The 9,097-nt window shown below is 64.2% G+C and carries 10 protein-coding genes and 1 pseudogene; 5 read left to right on the top strand and 6 right to left on the bottom strand.

The window, feature by feature from the left end; genetic code table 11:
* The 3 genes from SO139_RS44655 to SO139_RS44645 form a co-directional block, all read right to left on the bottom strand.
* Positions 1 to 509 (bottom strand): ABC transporter ATP-binding protein (locus SO139_RS44655; protein WP_498542032.1); only part of this gene is annotated, 509 nt, incomplete at its 3' end.
* Between the two features lie 92 nt (positions 510 to 601).
* Complete coding sequence (locus SO139_RS44650) at positions 602 to 1,606, bottom strand: ABC transporter substrate-binding protein (RefSeq protein ID WP_449381164.1); 1,005 nt, start codon at positions 1,604 to 1,606, stop codon at positions 602 to 604.
* A 21-nt stretch (positions 1,607 to 1,627) separates the two neighbouring features.
* Positions 1,628 to 2,992 (bottom strand): FAD-dependent oxidoreductase, encoded by a 1,365-nt coding sequence (locus SO139_RS44645; protein ID WP_449381163.1) that lies wholly within the window; start codon positions 2,990 to 2,992, stop codon positions 1,628 to 1,630.
* A gap of 141 nt (positions 2,993 to 3,133) precedes the next feature.
* Here SO139_RS44645 and SO139_RS44640 point away from each other — a divergent pair, with 141 nt between their 5' ends.
* Together SO139_RS44640 and SO139_RS44635 are read left to right on the top strand one after the other, a co-directional pair.
* A complete protein-coding gene (locus tag SO139_RS44640) occupies positions 3,134 to 3,394 on the top strand; it encodes a hypothetical protein (protein ID WP_449381162.1) in 261 nt (86 codons plus the stop codon).
* A gap of 102 nt (positions 3,395 to 3,496) precedes the next feature.
* On the top strand, positions 3,497 to 3,832 hold the full coding sequence (locus tag SO139_RS44635; protein WP_449381161.1) for a hypothetical protein: 336 nt from the start codon (positions 3,497 to 3,499) through the stop codon (positions 3,830 to 3,832).
* A 55-nt stretch (positions 3,833 to 3,887) separates the two neighbouring features.
* Here SO139_RS44635 and SO139_RS44630 read toward each other — a convergent pair whose 3' ends face one another.
* Complete coding sequence (locus SO139_RS44630; RefSeq protein WP_449381160.1) at positions 3,888 to 4,688, bottom strand: enoyl-CoA hydratase-related protein; 801 nt, start codon at positions 4,686 to 4,688, stop codon at positions 3,888 to 3,890.
* A gap of 172 nt (positions 4,689 to 4,860) precedes the next feature.
* Here SO139_RS44630 and SO139_RS44625 point away from each other — a divergent pair, with 172 nt between their 5' ends.
* Positions 4,861 to 5,835, top strand: a complete 975-nt coding sequence (locus tag SO139_RS44625; protein ID WP_449381159.1) for a ketopantoate reductase family protein — start codon at positions 4,861 to 4,863, stop codon at positions 5,833 to 5,835.
* A gap of 12 nt (positions 5,836 to 5,847) precedes the next feature.
* Here SO139_RS44625 and SO139_RS44620 read toward each other — a convergent pair whose 3' ends face one another.
* The gene (locus SO139_RS44620; RefSeq protein ID WP_449381158.1) at positions 5,848 to 6,540 is read right to left on the bottom strand and encodes an alpha/beta hydrolase family protein; all 693 of its coding nucleotides are present in this window, start codon (positions 6,538 to 6,540) and stop codon (positions 5,848 to 5,850) included.
* A gap of 126 nt (positions 6,541 to 6,666) precedes the next feature.
* Between SO139_RS44620 and SO139_RS44615 the strand changes: the two genes are divergently transcribed.
* On the top strand, positions 6,667 to 7,812 hold the full coding sequence (locus tag SO139_RS44615) for an acyl-CoA dehydrogenase family protein (protein ID WP_449381157.1): 1,146 nt from the start codon (positions 6,667 to 6,669) through the stop codon (positions 7,810 to 7,812).
* Positions 7,813 to 7,827: 15 nt separating this feature from the next.
* Here the strand turns inward: SO139_RS44615 and SO139_RS44610 are convergent, their stop codons facing one another.
* Complete coding sequence (locus SO139_RS44610; RefSeq protein ID WP_498542031.1) at positions 7,828 to 8,808, bottom strand: helix-turn-helix domain-containing protein; 981 nt, start codon at positions 8,806 to 8,808, stop codon at positions 7,828 to 7,830.
* Positions 8,809 to 8,969: 161 nt separating this feature from the next.
* Between SO139_RS44610 and SO139_RS44605 the strand changes: the two are divergent.
* Positions 8,970 to 9,097: pseudogene (locus SO139_RS44605) on the top strand (alpha/beta hydrolase); the annotation flags it as partial.

The raw sequence follows: 9,097 nt of genomic DNA, 5'->3' as shown, positions 1-9,097 counted from the left end.
TCCATCAACAGCTCGCGGGTCTGCGAATCCAGCGCCGAGAGCGGCTCGTCCATCAAGAGGATGGCGGGTCTCACCGCAAGCGCGCGCGAAATGCCGACGCGCTGGCGCATGCCGCCGGAAAGCTGCTTTGGATAGGTCGTGCGAAAATCAGTAAGTCCCGTACGGCGCAGGGCATCGTCGACCTGTGCGCGGCGCTGTGCGGACGAAAGCTGGGTGTGCAGCAGCGGGAATTCGACGTTCTCCTCCACCGTGGCCCAGGGCAGCAGCGCAAAATCCTGGAACACGAAGGTCAGCGGATTGAGGCTGTCGGACGGCGGCGCGCCGCGCAGCTCCGCTACGCCGGATGACGGCAGCAGCAGCCCACCCAGAATCGACAGCAGCGTGCTCTTGCCGCAACCCGACGGCCCGACAATCGCCACCACCTCGCCCGCGCTGATGGTGAAGGACACGTCGTCGAGCACGGCGAGCTCGCCGAAGCGATGGGTGATGTGGTTGGCGATCAGGTCCATCAATCGTTGTCTCTTCTCACACCGTCACCCGGAAGTGCCGGAGCGCAGCGGAGGTCTCGAAGGGCGACGGGGATAGTGGGTCGCCTGGGGCATCAATCCGCCTTCACATAGTCCTTCGCGATGATCGCGTCCGCGTCAAAACCCTTGTCGGCAAAACCCTGCTCTTGCAGCCATTTGATCTGGTTGTCGACGTCCTTGACGTCCAGCTTGCCGTCGGGATCGATATAGGCGCAATTGCCGACCACCTGCTCGACCGGCAGGTTGGTATACTTGGCGATGATCTCAAGCAGCGGCTTTGTCTGCTCGTTGATCGGCACGGTGCCATTCTTCATCGCAGCCAGGATGACGTCGTGATATTCGCGATCGGCTCTTGCCAGCGCGCCGAGCAGCTTCGTCACCAACACTTTGTTGGCGAGTGTCTTGGGCGAGGCGAACACGGCGCCGAGCTGCCAGGGCGTCTCGTCGCCGACCCAGCCAAGGAATTTCGCGCCGCCGTCATCCATCAGCTTTCGCGCGGTGGAGATGGGAAGCAGCGCGGCGTCGACCGTTTCGCCCTTCAGCGCCGCCGCCGCATTCGACAGCGATTGCAGCGGCACGATCTTCACGTCTGATAGCTTGAAGTGATATTTGTCCGCGAGCAGGCCGAGCGAATAGTGAAAGGATGATCCGACCTGCGTCATAGCCACTCGCTTGCCGGCGAGATCCTTCGGCGTCTTTAGCCCGGCCGCGTAAGCGTTGTTGCTGGCGAAATAGCCGATCAGGGGATAGCCGGCCTTTTCGCGGCTCATGCCGCCGATGACCTTCAGCGTGCCTTTGCCGGCGAGATTGTAGAGACCTGCGGTGAAGGCGGTGATGCCGAAATCAACGTCGCCCGAGGTGGTGGCGACCGCGATCGGCTGCGCCGCATCGAAGAACTTCAGCTCGATATCGAGGCCGGCGTCGCGGAAATAGCCCTTGTCCTGCGCGATGAAGACCGGCGCGGAGGACGACAGCCTGAGCACGCCAACTTTCGCCTTCAGCGCCTCCTCGGCCTGCGCTGCTGCAATCGTCGTCAGCGCCAACAAGCCTACACCCGCGAACCGCGCAACCCAACCCATCCGTCTTCCTCCGTCGTTTCTTCACAGGCCCTCTGGCACGGTCTGGTCCCGCCCGATGAAGGCGCCCTGTTGTTTCAATGTTTCCTGCAGTTTTTCAACCGGGATGTCACGCGGGATCTGGTTGCCTGCCAGCGCCAGCGCAGCAGCGGAACCGGCCGCCTCCCCCATCGCGAAGCAGGCCCCGGAGACGCGTGCCGCCGACTGGCCCTCATGGGTCATGGAGGCGCAGCGGCCTGCGACCAGGAGATTGTCTACGCTCTCCGGCACCAGCATGCGATACGGCAATTCGTTGTAGCCGCGCGATTCGGGGATCGGCGGGAAGGTGAAGACGACGTCGCCCGGCACATGGGCCTCGATCGGCCAGCCGTTGACGCCGATCGAGTCCTCGAACGAGGCGCAGGTGAGCACGTCCTCGCCGCTGAGCTGGTAGCCGCCCTTGATGCGGCGGGTCTCGCGGATGCCGAGCTGCGGCGGCAGATCGACGATATAGGATTTTTCAAAGCCTGGCACGGTGCGCAGGAATTCGAAGGCGGCGAGCGCTTGGCGACGGCCCTCGATTTCGCCGCGAGTGAGATCACCAGGCTCGATGCCGTTGATGGCATGGCCGTCCTCGCGCGCGACTTGCGTGAAATTCACCCGCCATTCGATGCCATGGCGCTGCGGCCGCACGATCGCGCTTTTGCGCGGAAAGCTGTGCGTGCCGGTGGCGAGCGCCTTTTCCATCAATTGCGGAATGGTACGCCAGGCCTCGCCAGCCTTCTCGGGATCGATACCGTTGAGGCGGAACATCATCGACGGGTAAAGCGGATGGCCGTGTTCGTCGCCGATCTCGTAGGGCGCACCGGACCAGACTGCGAGATCGCCGTCGCCGGAGCAATCGATGAAGATCTCAGCTCGCACCGCTTGCCGTCCGGCCTTGGTCTCGACCATCAGCACGTCGATACGGCGCGCATCGCCCATCACGACGCCGGCGCCGAGCGCATGGAAGAGGATGTCGACGTTGTGGCTTGCAAGGAGATCATCAGCCGCGATCTTGTAGGCCGCGGTGTCGTAGGCTTGCGCAAAGACCTTGCCGAGGATCAGATGCGGCTTGTTGAGGCCGTCGAGCCGATCGATTCGCGCGAGCAGCTCGGAGGCCATGCCCTGCACGAGACGGTGGTGCCTGCCATGGACATTGCCGTGCAAGCCACAGAAATTGGTGACACCGGCGGCCGTGCCCATGCCCCCCAGAAAGCCGTAACGCTCGATCAGAAGCGTTCGCCGACCCGCCTGCGCCGCCGAGGCAGCCGCGACGATGCCGGCCGGCCCACCGCCGAGCACCACCACTTCATATTCGCCATAGAGCGGGACCTGGCGCGCAGGTTCCCGAATGGATTTTCTCTGCAAGACGATAATCCGGTCGTTTGAGACCCAAGGTGGGCCCTTTTTGCTATCTCGACAAAGGGATCGACGATGTAAAGTCCTATGGCGCCAAAAGACGATTGATCCCGCTCGGCGGAACTGACAGAACAGGCGCCCCTAGGATCGATGTCTTTGAAACGCACCCTGATTTCGCTGATCTGCCTTGCGATCTCGGCCGCGCCGGCTTCCGCAGTGGAGCAGAACTGCCGCTTCATCCAGGCCAAGGCCGACCGCGAGGCCTGCTACAAGCGGCAGGAGGAAGAGCTTGCGACCAAGCGCAAGCCCGAGCCACCACGCGAGAGCACCACACTCGAATCGCTCAAGCAGATGCGGCAGGACGACGACGCGGTCTATCGCAGCATGAGCGGCATCTGCCGGGGATGCTGAGGGGCGACCGATCGGCACGGTTGCACGGCGCGAATTGCGCCGATCCCGTTAACGTTTTCTAGTAGCAGGACAGCTATGACGTCTGGCGCTCTGGGATCCGTCATGAAGATCTTTCTGTTTGCACGTGACCTCGCGGGGATTTGGCAGACCGAGTTGTACCTGCTTGCCATTCCGGGGATCATCGTCGGAGCGGGGATCGGCTACACCTTGCGTCGCTGGTTCATCTGCCTGATTGTGAGTGCCGCTACCGCCTTCTGGTTTCTGTATGCCTTGAATGCCAGTCGACCGCTTCATCCTCATCATCAACTGAGCCTCGCCGAACTGGCCGCATGGTCAGCCGTTGCCACATTGCCTGTGATCCTGGCCGCGACATCGCTCGGCTATTTTGCAGTCGTGTGGCTGCGATACAGACGCGCGAAATTGAAAGCACCAGCTTAGATCACCGCCTGTCCGTCATAGGCGTTGTAAATATCCGGACGCTGGCAACGATCCCTCAGGCCTTGCCGCTCCATTTCGCCGCGCGCTTCTCGGCAAAGGACGCCAGCCCTTCCGCCGCTTCTGCACTCTGGCGCTTGAGCGAATGCAGATGAACGAGGCGCGCATAGGCGGCGTCATTGACGCTCATCCCGCCGAACGAGCTTTCCAGCGCGAGCCGCTTGGTCTCTGCCATCGCCTCCGGCCCATTGGCGAGCAACTGCTCGACCACTTTCGCGCCGGCGGCCTCCAGCTCGGCGAGCGGCACGACGTCATGAACGAGGCCGATGCGGCGCGCCTCATCGGCGCCAAAACGCTCGCCGGTCAGCGCGTAACGGCGAACTTGACGCACGCCGATGGCGTCGCAGAGCTGCGGGATGATGATTGCAGCGGTCAGGCCCCAACGCACCTCGGTGATCGAGAACAGCGCATTGTCGGCCGCGATCACCACGTCGCACGCCGCGATCACGCCGGTGCCGCCGCCGAAGCAGCCGCCCTGCACGAGCGCCACGGTCGGGATCGGCAGCGTGTTCAGCCGCTGCACCGCCTCGAACGTCGCCCGCGAGGCCGCCTCGTTCGCTTCAGGCGATTGCGGCCGCACTGAATTGATCCATTTGAGGTCGGCGCCGGCCTGAAAGTGCTTGCCGTTGCCCCTGAGCACCACGACGCGCAAATCGGGTTTGCCGCTCAGTTCGTCCATCGCGGCGAGCACGCCTGATATCAACGCTCCGTCATAGGCATTGTTGACCTCGGGTCGATTGAGCGTGACGGTCGCGACCCCGCGCTCGTCAAAGGTCCACAAGACAGGGCTGGCCGGCATGGGCGGTCCTCTCGGCATTATTCTTTGTCAGGCCACGCACTATGACCGTGGCCGCGTCCCTTGATCCATCACTTTCCGCGGGGAGGCGGTCGCGCCCATCGCATGGCGGCTTGTGCCATGCTGTCCGTCGGCGCGAGCCAAAGATCAATCCTCGGGACGGGGCGGTCATATCATGCGTATTTGCATTTTCGGCGCGGGTGCCGTCGGCAGCCACCTTGCGGTGCGGCTTGCACGCGCCGGCCATGAGGTCTCCTGCGTCATGCGCGGGCCGCATCTGGAGGCAGCGCGCGCCAACGGGCTGAAGCTGCGCGTCGGCGAGGCGGAAGTTTGTGCCAAGGTCCGCGCCTCCGGCGATCCGGCTCTGCTCGGGCCGCAGGACGTCGTGATCTCTACCCTGAAGGCAACCGGCCTGCCGGGCCTCGTCACCGGCATCGCCCCGTTGCTTGGCGAAGAGACCGCGATCGTGTTCGCACAGAACGGCATTCCCTGGTGGTACAATATCGGATTACCGCCGCGGCACCCCGCCCCACCTGACCTCGCCTTCCTCGATCCCGGTGCGCGGCTTCGCAAGGCGATCGCGAAAGAGCGGATCATCGGCGGCGTCGTGTTCTCCTCCAACGAGGTGGTCGAACCCGGCATCGTCGAAAACCTCTCGGCCGACCGCAACCGGCTCTTGGTCGGTGAGTGCGACGACCGCAACAGCGAGCGCATCGCGCAGCTCCGCACGGCCCTGAACGACGCAAAACTCGAATCACCGCCTGTCTCCGACATCCGCGAGGCGATCTGGTCAAAGCTATTGACCAACATGTCGCTGACGGTGCTGTGCCTGCTCACGGGCCTGACTGCGCGCGGCGTGCGCAACGACCCCGCCTTCACGGATGTCATTCCGCGCCTGCTCAACGAGGCCAACGAGATCGCGCAGCATTACATCCCCGAGGTCAAGCGCATGACGCGGAGCGGCCCGGCGCCCAATCACAAGCCGTCGCTGCTCCAGGACTACGAGCTCGGCCGCGCCATGGAGATCGACGTGCTAGTGAAGGCCCCGGCCGCCTTTGCCCACGCCGCAGGCCTCTCGACGCCGTCGCTCGACCTGATCGCAGCGCTCGCGATCCAGAAGGCGCGCGACAAAGGGCTTTATGCCGGATGACCGCGCGAAGGCTCAGACGAACTCGTTGATCCACGCCGCGAGCGTATCGAGCACCTCTTCCATCGCCTCCTCATTGCTGCGGCCGGACTTCCGCAACACCGCGAAGGAGTGATCGCCGCCGGCGACCTCGTGCAGCCTGGCCTTCGGGCCGAGCCCCTCGATCACGGGTTCGAGGTAGCGGAGATCGGCGAGCCGGTCGCGCGTGCCTTGCAGGAACAGCATCGGGATCTCTATTCCAGACAGATGAGCCGCGCGCTCAATTGAAGGCTTGTTGTCGGCATGCAGCGGAAAGCCGAGGAAGGCGAGCCCGCGCACACCGGGCAGCGGCGCCTTGGACTGCGCCTGCGAGGTCATGCGCCCGCCGAACGATTTTCCGCCGGCAAATAGCGGAAGACCGGCGCAGAGCCGCGCCGCTTCCTCGACCGCCGTTCGAACGGCAGCGTGCGCGATCATCGGCGTGTCGGGCCGTCCCAGCTTCTTCTCCATGTAGGGAAAATTGTAGCGCAGCGTCGCAATGCCGCGATCGGCGAGACCGGCCGCGACTTTCTCCATGAACGAATGCCGCATGTCCGCGCCCGCGCCATGCGCGAAGACGTAGCAGGCGCGCGGCTTGTCCGGCATCGTCAACAGTGCGGAGACGGCGCCCGCGCGGTCGATATCAATCTTGAGCTCGGTGGTCTTGAGCTCAGTCGTTTCGGCGGTCAAAATCACACACCCCCAAAGGCTCGAATCCGGTTGCCTTGGTAGCGCCACCGGCGCAGCCTGAAAACACAATAATTGCCCGCCTTCACCGGAGTACCAAAAACAGTCGCACCGCCGACCGGAGTTTTCATGTCCTACCGCTCCTCCTGGATGACCGAAGAGCTCGAAATCTTCCGCGACCAGTTCCGGAAGTTCCTCGCCAAGGACCTCGCGCCGCACGCCGAGAAGTGGCGTGCGCAGAAGATGGTCGACCGCTCGGCCTGGCGCGGGCTCGGCGAGATGGGCGCGCTGTTGCCGAGCGTGCCCGAAGCCTATGGCGGCCTGGGCGCGACCTTCGCCTACGATGCCGCGGTGCTGGAGGATATCGAGAGCACGGTGCCGGAGGTAACGACCGGCGTCTCCGTGCACAGCGCCATCGTCGCGCACTACATCCTCAATTACGGGTCGGAGGAGCAGAAGCAGCGCTGGCTGCCGAAGATGGCTTCGGGCGAGATGGTCGGCGCCATCGCCATGACCGAGCCGGGCACTGGCTCGGACCTGCAGAGCGTCAAGACCACGGCGAAGAAACAGGGCAACTCCTACGTCATCAACGGCCAGAAGACATTCATCACCAACGGCCAGGCCGCCGACCTCGTCATCGTCGTCGCGCGCACCGGCGAGGTTGGTGCCAAGGGCATCTCGCTGATCGTGGTTGAGACCGCAGGCGCGGACGGCTATCGCCGCGGGCGCAACCTCGACAAGATCGGCCTGCATGCCTCCGATACTTCGGAGCTCTTCTTCGACAACGTTACGGTGCCGCCGGAAAACCTGCTCGGCAACGAAGAGGGGCAAGGCTTCGTGCAACTGATGCAGCAACTGCCGCAGGAGCGCCTCGCGCTCGCGGTCGGCGCCGTTGCCTCGATGGAGCGCGCCGTCAAACTCACCGCCGATTACACCAAGGAGCGCACCGCCTTCGGCAAGCCGCTGCTCGAATTCCAGAACACCGCGTTCAAGCTCGCCGAGCGCAAGACCGAAGCGATGATCGCCCGCGTCTTCGTCGACTGGTGCGTCGAGCGCCTGGTCGCCGGGGATCTCGACACCGTCACCGCCTCGATGGCGAAATACTGGTGCTCGGAAAAGCAGGTCGAGACCGCCGACGAATGTCTCCAGCTGTTCGGCGGCTATGGCTACATGCAGGAATATCCGATCTCGCGCATCTTCATCGATTCCCGCATTCAGAAGATCTATGGCGGCACCAACGAGATCATGAAGCTGTTGATCGCGCGGTCGCTGTAGCCCTATCGCATCCGCTCACGAGTTGCGCCAGTCGCGCGGCCGACAACCAAAGCGCTGCTTGAAGCGCCGCGTGAAGTGGGAGAGGTCCGAAAAGCCCCAGTCGAACGCGATCGTGCCGATCTCGCGACCTGCCACGGCCTGATCTCGCAGATCTGCCGCGGCGCCGTCGAGCCGGCGCTCCATGATGTAATCGGAGAACGTCGTACCGGAACGCTCGAACAGCTTGTGCACATAGCGTTCGCTGATGCCGACGGCACCCGCGACCGCCGCAACGGTCAGCCCTGGCTCGCGCAGTCGCTCGTGGATGGCGCGGCGCAGCGCCAGCACCGTGGCATCCGCAAAGCTCGCCGCTTCCGCGACTTGCGCGCGCGAGCGGCGCGACAAGCTGAGCGCCACGAGATCGAGCAGCACGCCAAACAGGCGCACGCTGTCCTCCTCAGTCATTCGCAAGGCGCCGGCGTTGAGCGCGCGCGCCGTCTCGACGATGAGATGGCCGACATGAGGATCATCGGAGACGCGCTCGGCTTCGAAATCGAAGCCCGGCGGCAGGCGGTCGCGCAGCGCGCGCGAGGGCACCCAGAACGAAGCGACCTCCAACGTCGGGCCGCGGTCATGCAGCAACCTCACCTCGCGGTCGCTGTCGCAGATGCCGACCTGGCCGCGCGACAGGCTGACGTCGCGATCCCCCTGCACGATGCGGCAGCGGCCGGCGAGCTTGAAGTTGAGATAGAAGCAGCTCTCGTTCGAGGCCGCGATATCGCTGCGCGAGCGATGCACGGTATGCTCGGGAAACACCACGCGGTTGACCGCGCCGGCGCCGAACCTGATCGTCTCCACCTTTGCCGGAAAATACGACGTCGTCGCCGATTCCGGCGTCAGGTTCATGAACGCCTGGCAGATCGCCTCACGGTAGAAGGAAAACTGCTCGGCCGGGCGCGCCTCGGCCGTATTCCAGACGAAGTGCCGCGGCCGGCTTGCTGGATTGACCTGCTCCATCAGTTCGCTCCGAGACCAATCCGGTTCAGCGCCAGCCAAGCGGACCGATCCCCGGCCGGCTCAATATGGCTGCAACAAAGGCAACGACCGACGTTCAGTCGGCAAGGTTTTGGCCGGTGATTGCCGCGCCGATCTAACCATCCTTGCGGAGGAGCTACAATATGTCGACCTACGTCCTCGTCCACGGCGCCTGGCACACCGGAGCCGAGCTTGAGCCCGTCGCCGCCCCCATTCGTGCCGCCGGCCACACCGTCCATACCCCCACGATCAGGGGCAACCGGCCGGGCGA

This window comes from Bradyrhizobium sp. UFLA05-89 (assembly GCF_059803475.1).
This window is presented reverse-complemented; position numbering and strand designations above follow the sequence as displayed.